Raw genomic sequence first — 17,204 nt, 5'->3', positions numbered from 1 at the left:
AGCTTTTAATTTGAAGGGTCTATCACAAAATCCTCGGGCGGAGTTGCATCCATAAGGTGTTCTACAAAATAGTCCCAGCGTCTTCTCATCATGTAATAGGAGTCTTTTCCGAAACCATGACGGGCGTGCGGGAAGATGATGAGATCAAAATCCTTATTCGCTTCAATTAGAGCATCCACCAGGAGATAGGTATTATATGGAGGCACATTGTCGTCCATCGCACCGTGGGCAAGCATCAGCTTTCCTTCGAGGTTGGCAGCCAGGTTCTGGTTGGCCTGCTTCTCGTAATTGGAAAGGCCATCTTCGCCTGTCTCTAACAATCCAATATAACGTTCGCCCCAGTCGTCCTCGTAGTTACGGTTATCATGATTCCCAGATTCTGAAATTCCTACTTTATAAAATTCAGGATATTTGAACATCGCTGCTGCCGTGGCAAATCCTCCACCCGAATGTCCCCAGATCCCAACATGATCAAGATCCATATAGGGATATCTTTCTGCCAGTTGTTTGATGCCGGAGATCTGGTCTTCGAGGGTATTATCGGCCATATTTCCGTAGCAGGCGTCGTGAAACGATTTTGAACGATCTGGGTTACAGGTTCCATCGATCACTACCACCACAAAACCAAGTTCAGCAAGGGCCTGGTGGTCTCTGCGAGACGGGTAAAAGGATCTACTGCCTACTCCACCTCCCTGAGGCCCGGGATAAATATAATTCACTACCGGATATTTCTTTGATTCATCCAGGTGAGTAGGAGTGAACATAAGCCCATACAGGTCCCATCTTCCGTCTCTTGATTTTACAGTAATTGGTTTTGGTGCCTGCCAGCCGGTTTCTTTTAGTCTTGAAATATCCGCCTTTTCCAGTGTGCTGATAAGCTTTCCTTTTATATTGCGAAGCTCGGCCACATTGGGAACATCAGGCTGGGAATAATTATCGACAAAGTATTTCTCATCAGGCGAAATAGAAACCGAATGATTCCCGTTTTCCGGAGTTAATAATTTCAGATTTTTTCCGTTGAAGTTAATGCTGTAAAAATGACTGAAATAAGGATCGCGGCCCTCTTCACGACCATTGGCCATAAAATACAACTTGCGGTCTTCTTCGTCAACCACCTTCAGTTGAGTCACCACAAAATCACCTTTTGTGATCTGGTTCTTTAAATTGCCGGTTTTGGAGTCATACAGATAAAGATGGCCCCAGTCATCCCTTTCAGAATACCAGATGATTTCATTGGAAGCGGAAAGGAATCTCCAGTTGATGGCTCCCTGACCAGATTCATATTGAGTTTCTACCTTTTCCTCGAAAACCTCCCTTACGGCTCCGGTTTCTGCATCGGCAATCCGCATTTTGGCGCTTTTATGATCACGGGAACTGGAAACAAAGGCGAGTTGTTTGGAGTCCTTGCTCCACTGGTTGTCGTCGAAACCTCCAGAACAGGAGATGTCGTCACATAGCGTCCCTCTTCTGGGGTCGGCCGGCACCTGTAGATCTACCACCTTAGGTTGTTGGGTATGAATAATTACTCTTTCTATCTTTATTACTTCCTCATCTGTAGGAAGCGGGTATTTCCATCTTTGAAGTTCAGGTGAACCCACGTTGGTGCTTACCAGGTACATATCGTTCACATGTCGCTGATCCTGCCGGTAAGTGGCGATCTTTTTAGAATCGGGAGACCAGAGCAGGATAGGTTTGTCGCTTTTTCTCCAGCCGGCATTATCGGTAGCATAACCATAATTTTCCTCTCCATCAAAAGTAAGCTGAATGCTGTCCCCACTCTTAAGATCCCTCATCCAGAGGTTCCAGTCTTTAATAAAAGCAGCTTTTTCACCATTAGGAGAAACCACTTCGGTCCAGGAAGTAGCCGCTTTGTTATCAACCCTGCTTGCTCCAGCCATTTGCATGATATTGTTTTCAGAATCAGCAGTACGTTTATTTCCATTTGCAGGATCTACCAGGACATAGCTGGCATTTCCATTTTCAGAAATCTTATACCAGAATTGCCCGTTTTCCAGCCAGTTAGGGCTCACATAACTTTTATCTACCAGGTCCCGGGTGTTAAAACTGAGAAACCTGGTGGCTTTTTCATAATCTTCTGTAGTGAGTTTCTCCCTGCCAGTTTGCGCACTGACGGTGTAGGTGCTGAGGAAAAATAAAAAAAGGATTTTGAGGTACTTTGTCATGATAGTGATTGCATTTTATCGAATCACAAGATATGAAATATAGCCACCTTTTCGAAGCCCTTTCTCAGCCAGTTTAAGGTATAACGGCTCGTATGAGTTCATCGAGGCTAAGCTTTTTCAGCAGCAGTAAATAAAAAAGCCCCTTTCGGGGCTATGATGCTTTGATTGATGACGAAGATCTTTTTAATTCAGGTTGATGATGGGATGATGATTAATTTTTCCTGCAGATATCCGGATGTGTTGCCAGGCTCTTCGACGACCTTTGGCCGGATTCATATTTTCGAAATCCCTATTGATAAAGTTCAGGTTTTCCATTTTTTTAATTATTGATTGACACCCTAAAGACGAAACAGAAAAATAATTGTTACACCTTTGCTGAATTTTTTTAAAAAATACAGTTTTAGAATAATAATATCTTTGCCCAAAAACTAACCATTGTTTAGAAAACGTTTCTACTACTTCATTAAAGTTCAATACCTGGGATACAGGTTACATGGCTGGCAAAAGCAACCCGACGTAAAAACCGTGGAAGGTTTAATAACAAAAACTCTGGGCTGGGTATTGCCTGAAGCTAAATTCAAGATCCTGGGGACCAGTCGCACTGATGCTATGGTTTCAGCAGAAGAATCGGCTTTTGAATTGTTCGTGGACCATGAACCTCTGGAGGACCTGGATTCATTTTTAAAATTGTTCAATAAGAACCTGCCACAGGATATAAGGGCGTTAGGGATAGAGGAAGTAGATAAGGATTTCAATATCATTCAAAATTCCAAAACAAAGGAATACGCATATCTCTTCTGTAATTCTGAAAAGTTTCACCCGTTCTGCGCGCCATTTATGGCCAATTTCCAGGAAGATCTGGATATCGAAAAAATGAAGGAAGGAGCCAAGCTGTTCCAGGGTGTTCATAATTTCAGGAATTATTGCGTACGTGTTTCAGAAAAAAGCACTTTTGAAAGGGAGATGCTGAAGTCTGAGATCGTGGAAAATGAAGTATATACCGCAAATTTTTTTCCGAAGAAATCCTATATATTTAATATTCATGCTGCCGGGTTTTTAAGGCACCAGGTTAGGTTGATGATGGGAGCCCTTGTTCTGCTGGGCCGGGGTGAGTTGAGCCTCGATGATATCGAAAAGAGTCTATTGCCCGATCATCCTCAATTCCAGATGGATTACCTGGCACCGGCCTCGGGCCTTATCCTGAAAAAGATCGAATTCGATTAAATTGGAAGAAATTCCGTACACTTCAAAAAATCATCTATTTTTATAAAAAAGCGTTCCCTTATGCCAATCAAACCATTATCCTTGATGAAGCGTCCAAAGCATGCAAAATCGGTAAACCAGATACCGGGTACCATGACCTATGTGGGTCGAAAGGAAGCCGCGAAAACCCAGCTGGATGTTATAGATTACAATCAGGAGCATTATGAGCGATACAGGTCTACCACCGTAGAAGATGCCTTTAATTTCGTAGACGAAGATCGAATTACCTGGTTCAATGTTGATGGCCTTAGTGATGTGGAAGAGATCAAGAAACTTGGGGAGTATTATGAACTGCATCCACTGGTGATGGAAGATATTGTAAATACGGGGCAGAGACCTAAAATCGAGGTGTACCGGGATTATCTTTTTATTGTGGCCAAGATGCTCTATCATAAGGATGGAAATATTGAAAATGAACACATTAGTATGATAGTTGGGCGAAATTACCTGTTGACCTTCCAGGAGTCTAATGGGGATGTTTTTAACCCTGTAAGAGAACGCCTGGAAACCGCAACGGGAAGAATACGCGGCAGATCTGCAGATTACCTGATGTTCGCCCTGCTGGATTCTATAATTGATAATTACTTCCTGGTAATAGACGATATGAGTGACCGGATCGAAAAACTGGAGGAGAGCCTGTTCGTTGATAAACCCAATGATAATATTACCATTGAAATACAGGAATTAAAAAGAACCATACTTAGGATACGCCGTTCAGTGTTTCCATTAAGAGAAGTGGTGCACCGGCTCGAGAAACTGAATAATGGGCTTATCCATGAAAAAACCATCAATTATATTCAGGATTTGAGTGATCATATCATACAAATCTCTGAAAATATCGACATTTATCGTGAAATGATATGGGGATTGATGGACCTGTATATGACCACCATCAGCAATAGAATGAATGAAGTGATGAAAGTGCTTACGATCATGGCAAGTATCTTTATCCCACTTACATTTTTTGCCGGTATATACGGAATGAACTTTGAATATATGCCGGAATTACAGTGGAAATACAGCTATTTTGTGCTATTGGGCATAATGGTGATCATTTTCTTTGCGATGCTTTATTATTTTAAAAGGAAAAAATGGCTCTAGGTAAAAATCTGCAAAAGATGAAATTCGTAAGATATATCTGTTTAATTCTTGTTTCGATGTTCGTTTCTTCGATATATGCTCAAATGAAAAAGCAAAATCTCCCAGACTCGATCAACAGAATGTATGTGGGGACCTATACCAAAAAAGAAGGTCATGTAGACGGAAAGGCAAAAGGCATCTATTTGCTTAGTCAGCACTCTTCGAATGGGAAGCTGAATTTCGTTACTACGGCTGCAGAGATCGTAAATCCTTCCTTTGTGAAGGTGGGTAAACAGGGTAAATATGTATATGCAGTGAGTGAATTAGGACCTGGCGATGCAACTAACGGATTTATCTATTCCTTTGAAATCCAGCCGGACGGTACCCTTAAAAATATCGGGAAACTTTCAACTGTAGGCCATGCACCCTGCCATATCGCGCTGGACCGTTCTGGAAAATTTATTTTTGTAAGCAACTATCTGGGAGGGGTGGTGATGGTTTATAGAGTTGGAGAAAACGGAGCACTGGTTCCTAACCAGGAACTCAAACTGGAACAACCAGATAAAGCTCACGCACATTCTGTAAAAATAAGCAGAGACAATCGATATGCCTATATTGCCGACCTTGGTAATGATATGGTGTGGATCTATGATTTTGATGTGAAATCTGGTATTCTCGAGGCAAATGAACAAAAATCCGTTCAGTTAAAAGATGGTGCAGGGCCAAGGCATCTAAGCATGGGTATAAATGGAAATTTCGCCTTTTCCATCAATGAATTGAACAGCACTATTAATACGTTCAGGATTTTGAAGAATGGCGGCCTGGAGATCATACAGGAGATATCATCCTTGCCGGCATCATTCAGGGCCAGTAATTCAGCAGCCGATATTCATATACATCCAAATGGAAAATTCCTGTATGTTTCAAACCGTGGGCACAATAGCATCGGCGTTTTTGAGATAGATCCAGGATCGGGTATGCTTTCCAGAATTGAGAATAGCCCCATAGCCGGAAAGACACCCCGCAATTTCGCGATCGATCCCTCCGGTAAATATTTATACGCTGCCAGCCAGGATACCGGAAATATCTCGATCTTTGAGATCAACCAGAAGAGCGGGAAACTTAAGATCCAGCCGGCGGTATTCGAAATTCCCACACCAGTTTGCCTCGAATTCGTAAAATCTTATTGAATTAACATAAACATTTAATAATTAGCATTTTGTACAGGTTTTTTTGTCTATATTTAAATAATAGATCAAAAAAAACCTCCCAATGAATCGATTTCTTCAATTTTCTATTCTGGTAATTGCATTTATTATTAATTCCTGCGCAACAACTTCCTTTAAGACAAAGATCGTTAGGCCCGCCGAAAGAACTCCTGCTGCCTTTATCACTACAGAAGGGATGGTGCTGGATGGCACTTCCTGTAAGAGTCCGTTGAGAGATCCCCGGGATGGTACGGAGATCATCCTTGTGGAATCTATCAAGGGTTTAGGAGACTACCAGGTTCCGAAGGGACGTTACGGGGTAAGTGTAGATGAACTGCTTCGTGTGAATTGTGAAACAGGAGAAGTGGTTGGTATAGTTACCAAATAGGTGTTTTAAAACTATTTTTCAAGAAACCGATTTCTAAAAGAAAAATGTAAAATCATAAAAAAGGCAGCTTTTTGAGCTGCCTTTGAACTTTAGTGTCCTTTACTTAGACTTCCTCCACAACAAAGAATCCATCATTCCCCTGTGCCTGATATAAAGGCATGAAAATGTGCGCATCCCATTCGCTCTTTACCTCATTCCCATTTTGTTTGGCCAGGAGCTCACCTTTTTCGATCTTCTGAAAGTTCTCATAGCCGGGTTGCATTTCAAATATATCGCTGTCTTCCAGGCCATGACGATATACGATCTCGAAGGTTTTTTGAGGAGGTGCATTCTTTTTCGCAAATCTATCAACACATTCTGGATAGGTTGAAATTTGTGATAGATCCAGGTTGCAGGCTTCTTCTAAGGCCAGCCAGATAACTCCCTCATGATTTTCAGCTGAAGTTTTATCGGTATGCTGTCCCGCCTCGAATACAAAACCGGTCATCCCGATCCTGCTGAGGTAATGGTCTATATCCCCGGTTATGATATCACTAAAGCCACGAATGATGTAGGTTGGGAATTTGTGAGCCCATTCATCATTGTCATTCACTTCCTGTACAGATACATACGGAAGGCTGGGAGAGGAGGTAGTATGACAGTCCAGGAAATATCTTTTGGTGAAATCCTTTTCGGGATACTGCTCCAGGATATCTATGATCTCGAACATCTCCTTTTTTTCATGGCTGTCTTTAGTGCCGTTTTTTATATTTTCTTTGGTCCAGGTCCTGTTGAGGTCTTCATCAATATACCTTTTATTCTGATTAAGGGCCATCTTATTTCCACTTACTCCAACGATGGTTCCTGCTATCTCGGGCCTGGTTTTGTCCAGTTGTTTAAAAACCTCTTCCATGGCCTGTATTCCGCTGGGCTCATTTCCATGAATTCCACCCGTCACAAATAGAAGTGGTCCTTCCTTACCAGAAGTATAGGTGCCAACGATCCTTGGTATTTCTTCATTAAGTTCTTCGTTCATAAATAAGGTTTTTATTCCATCGTGGCCAGCGTGCGATTGGAAAGCTGACCTTTATAGGTGTTCTTATATTCAACTTTTCGTTCTATGGCTTCTATTACGTAATCGGTAAACGGAGGAAGCCCAATATCCTTGAAATGCTCCATCCCGCCGGGACTAAGAACATTGATCTCGATCAACTTGTCTTTTACGATGTCAAGGCCTACGAAAAAGAGTCCGTCGCGAATTAGTTTTGGGGCGGTAAGATCCACGATGCGCTGCATTTCTGGAGTAAGATCGCTGCTATCGGCCGTGGCGCCCAGCGCGAAATTACTTCGGAATTCACCTTCCCCGGCAACTCTCCTGATGATGGCCTTTTCACCATCTTTTTCCATCACCTTTCCGTTTAACAGGAGCACACGCACGTCTCCGTCTTTCACGGCTGGAAGAAATTCCTGGGCGATCACATAGCCCTGGGAGATCAGGTGTTCAATGATCTGGTTCACATTCTTCTCGTGCTTATCGATAAGGTAGACATCCTGCCCACCAGAACCTTCAAGCGGCTTCAATACCATTTTCTTATTCTGCTTTTCCCAGAAGTCCAGCAACTGGTCCTTATCGCGGGTAATGATCGAATCTGGTTTGATCTCCTGTGGCAGTTCTTCAAAATAAAGTTTATCGATAAAGGCATGAGAAAGGGCATAGGCGTCATTCAGCACCAGAACATCCTGTTGCTGGATCATTCGGCCAAAGGCCACCCCCGCCTGTTCTGCCCACTCCCTTCCAACTTCTTCGGTTGGGTTATTTCTAATGAACAGGACATCGAGTTTGGTTGAATCCAGTTGTTTTTTCCTGGCCTTGCTTCCCTGGAGTGCTTCCAGGAATTTTGCCGGAGATTTGGTTTTGGTATTTTTCGGCACCGTTGTGGCATTGATGCTGATGGGTGAATCGTGGTGGAAATTGAAATCACCCACACCCATTGCATAGACCTCATGTCCACGTTGATGTGCCATGCACATTAGTGCAACCGAAGTTCCGTTTTTTTCGGTTTCTATATCATTTAATACAAAACATATTTTCATTTACATACCATTTGTGGCAGACTTAGACCCTGCCCGATTAATTTTAATTTTTCGTACATTTTTTCACTGTGCAGGTATCTGGGTTTTACCCGTACCGGTTCAAGAACATTCCTTTCGGTAAGTTCCTTTATGATCCCGGTATGTTTAATTCCATATTTTCCAGCCAGCAGCGGCTCATACTCTCCGTCATTTTTAAGATGTTCTTTAAGCAATACCAACCCTTTCAGATAGATAATATCCTTCATAAAGCCACCACCCTGCATGATCCTGGAGGTGATGTTAAAGGCTCGTTCAGGAGAAAAGCCATAATCCATTTTTAGCAGGCGGAATATCTCCTGAAAATTTCCCCCGTTCATTACGGCTTCCCCGGCGATAACCCTTCCTGCGAGGGTTCGCAGTCGGTTTGCGGTTAAGCCATCAACCATGAACTCGCTCATCACGGCCAGGCCTTCCTGAAGCGGATCGTAATCTGCCAGACCAATGCTTAGCTGTTGAAGTGGCTGGTGACTCCCGTTATAATAAGTGAGAACATGGGTTCCTACCTCATGTTGAATAAGGGCTTCGGCTTCGATGCGTTTCATTTTATAGTCTTCAGGAATATAAAGCTCGCCTCTGGAAACCATCATGACATTCACATCCTTTCGAATATGCACCTTGCATTTGAACTTTTCGTCCTGCTTCCTGTAAAAATCAAATTCTTTTCTGGCGAGGCTGCTAAACTCCCTGGAGTCTATAAGTTCTTTATCATCGGTATGATTTTCTTCATCAACTTCATTCAGTATATTTCGTGCCTCTTCACAAAGTTTATTTTCCACGCCTTCATAAAGCCTTATACTGTCATAAAGGAATTTCCTGGTGCCTCTTTCTCCCAGCATGGTAAGTTGCATATCCAGTTCCTCCCGTTTTTCCCTGAACAAATAAGACATCGCGGGATCATCGATCTCCTCGATCTTTAAATTGTACAGTCTCCTTTTTAAAATATCCGGGTCTACCGGAAGCAACCTGTAGTGGTAATCTACCAGCTTTTCATAATTGCTTTCGAAGAACTGTTTTTTGATATCATGTATATTGGAAGGGGAGACCAGCCAGAGGAACTGGTAGGACTTTTCAATATCGGCCAGGGTTTTGTCGATATCAAAAACGATCTTTTTCAGGTACTTTCTGCCCAGGGCGTTATAACTGGCAACACCGCCAGAGGTTTGAACGCGTATGAATTCATAAAAACTTCTATGTATGGCTCTAATGATAAAATCCTTGAAATTCCTGAAGAACACCGGGTATAATTCATTCTCCTCATTTCGGTAGATAGCTGGGATCTCGAGCCCTACTATCACTGCACCACAGTTTTTTGCCTGGTCAATGCTCAATAAGGCCTCATCCCCTTCAGCCTGCCTGTTTGGCGTATCCTGAATTTCGGTATCGAGGTAAATTCCTGAAAATTCGGTGTTTACTTTATCCAGCTCCTCCTTAAGAGTGGTAAGGCTGGAGGGAAGTCGTTGGGCCGGACCTTTAATTCTAATTATATTACTATTGGGTTCGGCAGAATAAATTTCAAATAAGAGGTAGGCCTCCATACTGGCCGAAATCTTATCAGATAATTTGAAAAGCAAGTCCTGGTAGCCTTTAATATCGGTTTCTCCAATGATCAAATAAGAAGACTCGTTGGTGACCAGTCTCCTGGTACCCCTGTCATTGCTCTTTCTGCGGTAGATCACCAGGTAGGGTAATTCCTTTTCTATATGTAAAACTCCGTTGCCCGGCAGTTTACACGTGATCTCTTTTTCTTTTTCAAGAATTGTTAATATTTGTTCAATGGAATTTTCAGATAAATCAGGTATTTCCTGCATCTCTTTGAAAACTTTTATTCACAGTGCCTGTAAAAGCACTGTTTATAGGGATTTATTGTTAATTTTAAAAGGCTCGTTAACCCCAAGTTAGGAAGATTTTAAGTGTTCCAACCTTTAAACAGCCCTTTTGACAATACTTTAAGAATGGCCTTTAAATTATTGTGAAAACTTTATATTCTATGGAGTAGAGTATAAATTCAACGGGGTGATCTATGCCGCTGGTAAGGACCTGGAAATACTTTCAAAGCATTTTCTGAAACTTAAGAAGGATAATTTCGAATTTCAGGATTGTTCGTTTGCCGGAGTTAATTCTTCAGCAGTTGGATCTTTTTGTAAATATGGTGATATTCATTACCTCATTTATGAAGAAAACGAAAAGCAGGAAATAGATAAAATCATTTCTAAAACAGGTTTATCGAATATTCCCTTTGGTGCCTGTACATATAAATTCTAGATAAATAGAACGGAAGAAAACAAAAAAGCCCCGCTATTGCGAGGCTTTTTGTGATCTCGACAGGATTCGAACCTGTGACCGTCTGCTTAGAAGGCCGAAATTTTAACATTTTTTTAAATTATTATTATTCATAAATAACTGTAAATCAGTATTTTAATTAATTTTAATAGTAAGTCGTATCATCTGATACCAAAGAAAACTATGCACAAACTATGCACAAATTTACCTATCTTTTAAGTAGAAAATCTAAAGATATGGCTAGAGCAAGATTGATACTTGACATTAGAAAAAATTCAAAGAATACTTATGGATTATATCCTGTTGCTATACGAATATACCATAAAAAACAAAGAATTTTAAGACTTCCGTATTTCACTTCTATATCAGGTTGGGATGACAAAAATATGCAACTTAAAAAATCTGTTATAGCGAATAAAGATCAGGATTGTGATGTTATAAATCGTGAATTGAACAATAAACTATATTCGGTTAAATCTATTATTGATGAGCTTGGAGAAACTCTAAATGAGATTAGTGTTAATGTTCTTATAGCAACTGTCAAGGAATGTTGGGATAATGAATTAGATTCAGATTTAAAAAGAAATTTATCAAATCAAATATCATTATCTGAATGGGGTCAAGTAATGATCAATCGTAAAATGAAAGAACAAAAACCCAGTACTGCCAAATGGTATGATAACGCTATCGCTGCTTTCACAAAGTTCAACAATAATCTTCCGGTAAAATTTTATCAAATTGATGTAACCTTTCTTAAAGAATTTGAATTGGAACATAGGGCAAAGGGGAACTCCAATAATGGAATAAGTTCATATATGCGAGCAGTAAGAGCAATTTATAATTGTGCTATAATAGAAGATAAATTTGCGCCTAAAAAGAATCCCTTTCAATATTACAAGATTCCAACTTCCAAACGCACTAAAAAGAAAGCTTTAACAAAGGAGAAAATAGTTGCCATTAGAAATTTGAAATATGAAGAAAATTCCAGCCTCTGGCATACAAAAAATTATTTTTTATGTATGTTTAATTGTCGTGGAATGAATCTGATAGATCTCGCTAAATTAAAAATAAAGGATATTGGAGAAACTCATATACATTATGGTAGAAGTAAGACCGGAGATCCTTTGTCAGTTAGAATGACGAATGAATTCATTTCTATACTAAAAAAATATACATGTAATAAAAAGGCAGATGATTTTATTTTCCCCATAGGATACGATGGTTCTGTTGAAACTTTTACAAAATATCGTTCAGATAGAAGATTAGTGAATAAGTTGCTTAAGAAAATTGCTGAAGATGCTGGCATTGAAGAGCAAATAACGTCATATTATATTCGTCATTCGTGGGCTACCATTGCTAAAAATTTAGGAATTTCGACTGAAATTATAAGTGAAGGACTTGGGCATCATTCTCTAAAAACTACTGAAATTTATTTGAAGAGTTTTGATAATTCCGTTCTGGATGATGCTAATGATTTGGTTGTAGCTTAAATTGTAGTAGAAAAATCCAAGGAAATTATTAAAAGGCCATGATACAATTTAATTCTATATCTCACACGAAGGTAAATTAGATATAAAATAATCTTATTTGAACTCTAAGGAGATATGTCGGATTATTTCTAGAAGTTACACGATTATTTCGCCAAAAGTAATCCGACAAAATTTCTTCTAATAGGCTAGAGACATTGTCGGAATTTATGCGATATGATTTGTATAAAATTACCACACAAGTCTTTTGCACACCCTGTGCATCCCTATTTTCTTATCTTTGTTGTGTGAAAATAATCGCATTCATATTATCATTATATGTGTTCGGGCTCAATTTACTAGCCTGTAACGATAACGATTCTTCAGTAATCTCTTCAGATTCTGAAATAACCGCGGTTAGTTTTCAGGAGATGGATCTTGACCACTCCCACAATCAGACAGCAGATTTATGTCCACCATTTTGTAGTTGTCATTGCTGCCATGTACACACTGTAGATTTTGGTTCTTCAAATTTTGAACCTTTGATTACGGACATTCCGTCCAAAGCATTTGTTCATTTCGATAATTTAGGAGATGAACCTATTCTTTCCTTTTTAGATCCTCCAAGGGTTTAATTCAGTTTTTTAATAGGATAACTATATCCTTTTTTGCCGCTTAACTCCAATCTTTATTGCGATCAGGGCGATATCGATTTTTCCTCTTAGGAACTATCGAGATGTTTAACTGAATTAATTTTTCTTATATGATTAATAGAATCATTTCATTTTCCATTAATAATAAATTTATTATTGGACTACTTACTATAGCGCTTATTGGTACTGGTATTTGGTCCATGTCTACCGTAAATCTGGGATCGGTACCAGATATTACCAACAATCAGGTGCAGGTGATTACCCAATCCCCTAATCTGGCTACCGAAGATATTGAACAGTTTGTAACCTATCCTGTAGAACTTTCCATGGGGAATTTACCCGGAGTTACAGAAATACGATCGGTTTCCCGGTTTGGACTTTCTGTAGTTACCATCGTTTTTAAAGACGATATGGGAACTTACCTGCCCCGTCAGCTTGTTCAGGAAAAGCTTAATGAATTGAACCAAACAATTCCAGAAAAATTTGGCAGTCCGGCGATGGGCCCAATATCCACCGGCTTAGGGCAAATTTATGAATACACGATTAAACCGGAAGAAGGATATGCAGACGACTATTCTCCCATGGAGCTTCGAACAATTCAGGACTGGATAGTTAAACGTCAACTAACCCTGTTGGAAGGAGTGGTTGAAGTAAATTCTTTTGGAGGTTCAATAAAGCAATACGAGGTTGCCGTTAATCCGGAAAAATTAAACAGTACCGGTATCAGTATATCTGAAGTTTACGAAGCTTTGTCCCGTAATAATGTGAATACAGGGGGAGCTTATATTGAAAAAAATAAAATGTCCAATTTTATAAGAGGGGAAGGATTAATTCGCTCGTTGGACGATATTAGAGAGATTTCTATCACCACCCAAAATGGCATTCCGGTGACTATTGGAGATGTTGCTGAAAATGTTCAGTATGGAAGTCAGGTGCGGTATGGTGCTTTTACCCAGGATGGCGAAGAAGCAGTGGGTGGAATTATTATGATGCTTAAAGGAGCCAATCCAAATGCCGTAATTCAGGATGTTAAAGATCGTATGGCCGAAGTATCAAAATCTTTGCCTGAAGGTTTAACCATCGAACCTATCATTGACCGAAGTGAATTGATAGGAAGAACTACCGATACTGTCAAAACTAATTTACTGGAAGGTGCATTGATAGTGATTTTTGCACTGGTGATCTTACTGGGAAGTTTAAGAGGTGGCCTTATAACCGCTACTACCATCCCATTGTCCCTGCTCTTTGCCTTTATACTCATGAAACAATTTAATGTTTGGGCAAATTTAATGAGTCTGGGTGCGATTGACTTCGGAATCATTATAGACGGGGCAGTTATTATTATTGAAGGCACTGTATATGAAATACAAAAGCGCATTCGATCCGGTAAAATAAAATTCAAGAAGGGTGTCATGGATGAGGTGGCGTATGATGCAGGGAGTACTATGATGGGTTCTGCCTTCTTCGGACAAATCATTATACTTATTGTTTTTGCACCTATTCTCTTTCTTACAGGGGTAGAAGGAAAAATGTTTCGACCCATGGCATTTACATTCGGTTTTGCCATGATTGGGGCAATTTTCTTATGCCTTACTTACGTACCCATGATGTCCGCTTTACTGATGAAACCTATTCAGAATAAAAAGAACTGGTTTGGCAGGTTCGAACGCTGGCTGGAAAAAATAAGCGATAAAATTATTCGTGCAATTCAAAAAGCATATATGCCTTTACTGAAAGGGGCATTAAAACTTAAATTAATAGTACTTGGTTCCGCAGTAGTACTGCTTATTATTGCTGGTTTTCTATTCTCCAGAATGGGAGGTGAATTCGTTCCACAACTCGATGAAGGGGATATAGCCATGCAGGCTTTAATTAGGCCTGGTAGCTCACTTACAGAATCCATTGAGGTCTCTAAAAAAATAGAAAATTTACTTTTAGAAAATTTCCCTGAAATTAAAACAGCTACGGCGAGAATAGGGGTGGCTGATATTCCTACAGATCCTATGCCTATGGACATAGCAGATATGTACCTGATCCTTGAAAAAGATAAGGATAAATGGACTACATCTGATACTAAAGAAGGGTTGATAGAACAAATCAAGGAAAAACTTAACGAAGAGCTTACCGGGGTTAACCTGGTATTTACCCAACCGGTAGAGCTACGTTTTAATGAGTTGCTTGAAGGTGTCAGGGAAGATATTGCGGTTAAATTATATGGAGAAGATCTTAAAGTCCTGTCAGAAAAAGTGCAGGAGATGGCAGATATTATTCAAACAGTGCCCGGCGCAGGAGATGTAAATCCTGAAAGAACTTCTGGTTTACCGCAAATGACCGTTAAATTTAATCGTAGGAAAATTGCCCAATATGGGTTGGACATTCAAAAAGTTAACGATTATATAAGTACCGCTTTCGCCGGAGGTACGGCCGGAGTTATTTTTGAAGGGGAAAAACGTTTTGATTTAGTAGTACGCTTTGATGAAAATCATCGAAAGAATATTGATGATCTGCGGGGGATGTATATAGATCTTCCCGATGGAACCCAGGTACCTATAAAAGAAGTGGCCAATATAGAATATGTGGCGGGACCCATGCAAATTTCCCGGGATGATACTTATAGAAGAACCTATGTAGGGGTTAATGCCAGAGGAAGGGATGTAGAATCTGTAGTGAATGACATTCAGCAGAAACTGGATGAAGAATTAGATTTACCTCCAGGCTATTATATTTCTTATGGCGGGGAATTCGAGAACCTACAAAGTGCTAAAGACAGATTAATCATCGTAGTCCCAATTGCGTTATTTTTAATATTTGTCCTCCTATATTTTGCCTTACAGTCTTTTTCCCAATCCATTATGATTTATATAGCAATTCCATTGGCTGCCATTGGAGGCGTGTTCGCCTTGTGGATAAGGGATATGCCATTCAGTATTTCTGCCGGTGTGGGATTCATCGTATTATTTGGGGTAGCAGTTTTAAACGGACTGGTACTAATCAATAGATTTAATTCCTTAAAAGAAGAAGGAGTGACCAGTATAAGAGAGAGGATTTTTACAGGAACCAAAGAACGAATCAGACCTATTATGTTAACAGCGACAACAGATATTTTTGGCTTTTTACCCATGGCATTTTCTACTTCTGCGGGTGCAGAAGTGCAACAACCACTTGCCACGGTAGTAATTGGTGGGATGCTTACAGCGACTTTGCTAACTCTCATTGTGCTACCGGTGCTTTATACTTTTGTAGAAAGAAAGCGGGAAAAGAAAAAACAAAAATCCAACGAGCTTAAAAACACCTATTCAGGATCTTTGGCAACCATCCTGGTTATAGGTTGCATTCTGGCTGGGACTTTTTCAGCTTCCGCACAATCAAATATGGAGGAAAATAACCAGGTTTTGCAAGATAGTTTACAAACTATTAGTTTGGAAAATGCGAAAGAGATGGCGGTTAAAAACTATCCTCAGTTAAAAGCTGCTCAGCTTGCAATAGAAGGGGAAGAAGTATTACGCAAAACAGCTTTTGATTTTGGGAATACTCAAATCTTTACAGGAAAAGAAGAAGTAGGAAATGGATCTGAAGGTGTTTATACTAAAATAGGAGTCCAACAACAGGGCATTGATATCTTCGGAATTGCCCCCCGCTTAAAGTTGCAAAAAGAAAGGGTAGCACTTGCAGAAAACGCCTTGGATCTCAATACTATTGAAATTGAACGCCGGGTAAGCAGGGCCTGGGCTTCTGTTTATGCTCAAAAGAAAATTTTTCAGGTATATAAGAAAATGGATTCAATATTTGAAGATATTGAACGGGCGGCCCGGATTAGATATGAAACAGAAGCCACCTCCAAACTGGAATACCTGGCCACATCCAATCAGGGAAACGAGGTTAGAATACAGTTAGAGCAATCTTTTCGAAATTATCAAAAGTCATTGCAACAACTAAACCTCTGGCTGGCCAGCGATACCTTATACGACGTTCCAGAGGTATCGGTTGAAACATTAGATGAACCATTAAATTTTTTAGTGGAATCACTAGAAAATCATCCATTTCTAAATGTAGCTGAGCAGAGGGTTGATGTTGCCAGGGCTGTTACGAGAGAACGGAAATCTGAGTTCTTGCCTAAGCTTCAGGGACAATATGCCATGCAGGAAATAAATGGACAATCGGGGTTTTATCAATACCAAATAGGTATACAGATTCCATTATTCTTTGGTCCCACATTGGGCCGAACTCAGGAAGCAAAAATCAACCGGGAGATTGCAGAACAGAATTTTTATCAGGATAAACTGGAACTGGAAACAGAATATAAGAATATGCGGGAAGAATTTATAAAATGGAGAAATTCCTGGAACTATTATAAGGAGAAGGCACTTCCTTTGGCTAAGGAGCAACAGAACGGATCTGTGCTGGCGTTTAAAGAAGGAGCTATAGATTATGTGACTTTTCTTCAAAATATAAGGGATGCAATTCGTATCGAGGTGCATGCGTGGAGCGCTTTCAATGATTATCTCGATAGCCGTTATCAACTCGAATATTATCTGAAAAATTCAAAGTAAAAAATTAAACATATAAACGAT

Annotated in this window: 13 protein-coding genes; 8 read left to right on the top strand and 5 right to left on the bottom strand. The window is 40.0% G+C overall.

The features are described 5' to 3' along the window. Window positions 1-5: 5 nt before the first annotated feature. Window positions 6-2,183 carry a S9 family peptidase gene (locus tag MKO06_RS12000; RefSeq protein WP_241551390.1) on the bottom strand — a complete coding sequence of 726 codons (2,178 nt, stop codon included), beginning with the start codon at window positions 2,181-2,183 and terminating at the stop codon, window positions 6-8. 183 nt (window positions 2,184-2,366) lie between these two features. Further along, on the bottom strand, window positions 2,367-2,498 hold the full coding sequence (locus MKO06_RS11995) for a hypothetical protein (RefSeq protein ID WP_256946182.1): 132 nt from the start codon (window positions 2,496-2,498) through the stop codon (window positions 2,367-2,369). Between the two features lie 120 nt (window positions 2,499-2,618). Between MKO06_RS11995 and truA the strand changes: the two genes are divergently transcribed. The 4 genes from truA (at window position 2,619) to MKO06_RS11975 (ending at window position 6,122) form a co-directional block, all read left to right on the top strand. Then, entirely contained in the window at window positions 2,619-3,407 is a 789-nt protein-coding gene (gene truA, locus MKO06_RS11990) for a tRNA pseudouridine(38-40) synthase TruA (protein WP_241551389.1), read from the top strand. Window positions 3,408-3,491: 84 nt separating this feature from the next. After that, a complete protein-coding gene (gene corA / locus MKO06_RS11985) occupies window positions 3,492-4,547 on the top strand; it encodes a magnesium/cobalt transporter CorA (protein ID WP_241551388.1) in 1,056 nt (351 codons plus the stop codon). Between the two features lie 17 nt (window positions 4,548-4,564). After that, on the top strand, window positions 4,565-5,716 hold the full coding sequence (locus MKO06_RS11980) for a lactonase family protein (RefSeq protein WP_241551387.1): 1,152 nt from the start codon (window positions 4,565-4,567) through the stop codon (window positions 5,714-5,716). Window positions 5,717-5,798: 82 nt separating this feature from the next. Then, window positions 5,799-6,122, top strand: coding sequence for a hypothetical protein (locus MKO06_RS11975; RefSeq protein ID WP_241551386.1), 324 nt, complete (start codon window positions 5,799-5,801; stop codon window positions 6,120-6,122). Between the two features lie 103 nt (window positions 6,123-6,225). Here the strand turns inward: MKO06_RS11975 and MKO06_RS11970 are convergent, their stop codons facing one another. The 3 genes from MKO06_RS11970 to MKO06_RS11960 are packed head-to-tail and all read right to left on the bottom strand — an operon-like array spanning window position 6,226 to window position 10,042. Beyond that, window positions 6,226-7,137, bottom strand: a complete 912-nt coding sequence (locus MKO06_RS11970) for a M14 family metallopeptidase (protein WP_241551385.1) — start codon at window positions 7,135-7,137, stop codon at window positions 6,226-6,228. Window positions 7,138-7,148: 11 nt separating this feature from the next. Further along, complete coding sequence (locus tag MKO06_RS11965; RefSeq protein ID WP_241551384.1) at window positions 7,149-8,195, bottom strand: glutathione synthetase; 1,047 nt, start codon at window positions 8,193-8,195, stop codon at window positions 7,149-7,151. Further along, on the bottom strand, window positions 8,192-10,042 hold the full coding sequence (locus tag MKO06_RS11960) for a peptidase MATCAP family protein (protein ID WP_241551383.1): 1,851 nt from the start codon (window positions 10,040-10,042) through the stop codon (window positions 8,192-8,194). The genes MKO06_RS11965 and MKO06_RS11960 overlap by 4 nt, the downstream gene beginning before the upstream one ends. Before the next feature lie 205 nt (window positions 10,043-10,247). On the opposite strand from MKO06_RS11960, the gene MKO06_RS11955 reads away from it, so the two are divergent. The 4 genes from MKO06_RS11955 to MKO06_RS11945 all read left to right on the top strand — a co-directional run bounded on the left by MKO06_RS11955 (window position 10,248) and on the right by MKO06_RS11945 (window position 17,183). Further along, complete coding sequence (locus MKO06_RS11955; RefSeq protein WP_241551382.1) at window positions 10,248-10,496, top strand: hypothetical protein; 249 nt, start codon at window positions 10,248-10,250, stop codon at window positions 10,494-10,496. 254 nt (window positions 10,497-10,750) lie between these two features. After that, window positions 10,751-12,004, top strand: a complete 1,254-nt coding sequence (locus tag MKO06_RS11950; protein ID WP_241551381.1) for a tyrosine-type recombinase/integrase — start codon at window positions 10,751-10,753, stop codon at window positions 12,002-12,004. Between the two features lie 206 nt (window positions 12,005-12,210). Further along, window positions 12,211-12,615 (top strand): DUF6660 family protein, encoded by a 405-nt coding sequence (locus MKO06_RS17150; RefSeq protein WP_341849958.1) that lies wholly within the window; start codon window positions 12,211-12,213, stop codon window positions 12,613-12,615. A 128-nt stretch (window positions 12,616-12,743) separates the two neighbouring features. Beyond that, on the top strand, window positions 12,744-17,183 hold the full coding sequence (locus tag MKO06_RS11945; RefSeq protein ID WP_241551380.1) for a CusA/CzcA family heavy metal efflux RND transporter: 4,440 nt from the start codon (window positions 12,744-12,746) through the stop codon (window positions 17,181-17,183). Window positions 17,184-17,204 lie beyond the last annotated feature (21 nt).

The sequence above is a fragment of the Christiangramia oceanisediminis genome, from assembly GCF_022570735.2.
In the GTDB taxonomy this organism is placed as follows: domain Bacteria; phylum Bacteroidota; class Bacteroidia; order Flavobacteriales; family Flavobacteriaceae; genus Christiangramia; species Christiangramia oceanisediminis.
This window is presented reverse-complemented; position numbering and strand designations above follow the sequence as displayed.

Bases quoted from the DNA above. Each gene is read 5' to 3' on its own strand.
- MKO06_RS17150 (WP_341849958.1), top strand. From the start codon at position 12,211: ATGCGATATGATTTGTATAAAATTACCACACAAGTCTTTTGCACACCC.
- MKO06_RS11960 (WP_241551383.1), bottom strand. From the start codon at position 10,042: ATGCAGGAAATACCTGATTTATCTGAAAATTCCATTGAACAAATATTA.
- MKO06_RS11975 (WP_241551386.1), top strand. From the start codon at position 5,799: ATGAATCGATTTCTTCAATTTTCTATTCTGGTAATTGCATTTATTATT.
- MKO06_RS11970 (WP_241551385.1), bottom strand. From the start codon at position 7,137: ATGAACGAAGAACTTAATGAAGAAATACCAAGGATCGTTGGCACCTAT.
- corA (WP_241551388.1), top strand. From the start codon at position 3,492: ATGAAGCGTCCAAAGCATGCAAAATCGGTAAACCAGATACCGGGTACC.
- MKO06_RS12000 (WP_241551390.1), bottom strand. From the start codon at position 2,183: ATGACAAAGTACCTCAAAATCCTTTTTTTATTTTTCCTCAGCACCTAC.
- MKO06_RS11965 (WP_241551384.1), bottom strand. From the start codon at position 8,195: ATGAAAATATGTTTTGTATTAAATGATATAGAAACCGAAAAAAACGGA.
- MKO06_RS11950 (WP_241551381.1), top strand. From the start codon at position 10,751: ATGGCTAGAGCAAGATTGATACTTGACATTAGAAAAAATTCAAAGAAT.
- MKO06_RS11945 (WP_241551380.1), top strand. From the start codon at position 12,744: ATGATTAATAGAATCATTTCATTTTCCATTAATAATAAATTTATTATT.
- MKO06_RS11980 (WP_241551387.1), top strand. From the start codon at position 4,565: ATGAAATTCGTAAGATATATCTGTTTAATTCTTGTTTCGATGTTCGTT.
- MKO06_RS11995 (WP_256946182.1), bottom strand. From the start codon at position 2,498: ATGGAAAACCTGAACTTTATCAATAGGGATTTCGAAAATATGAATCCG.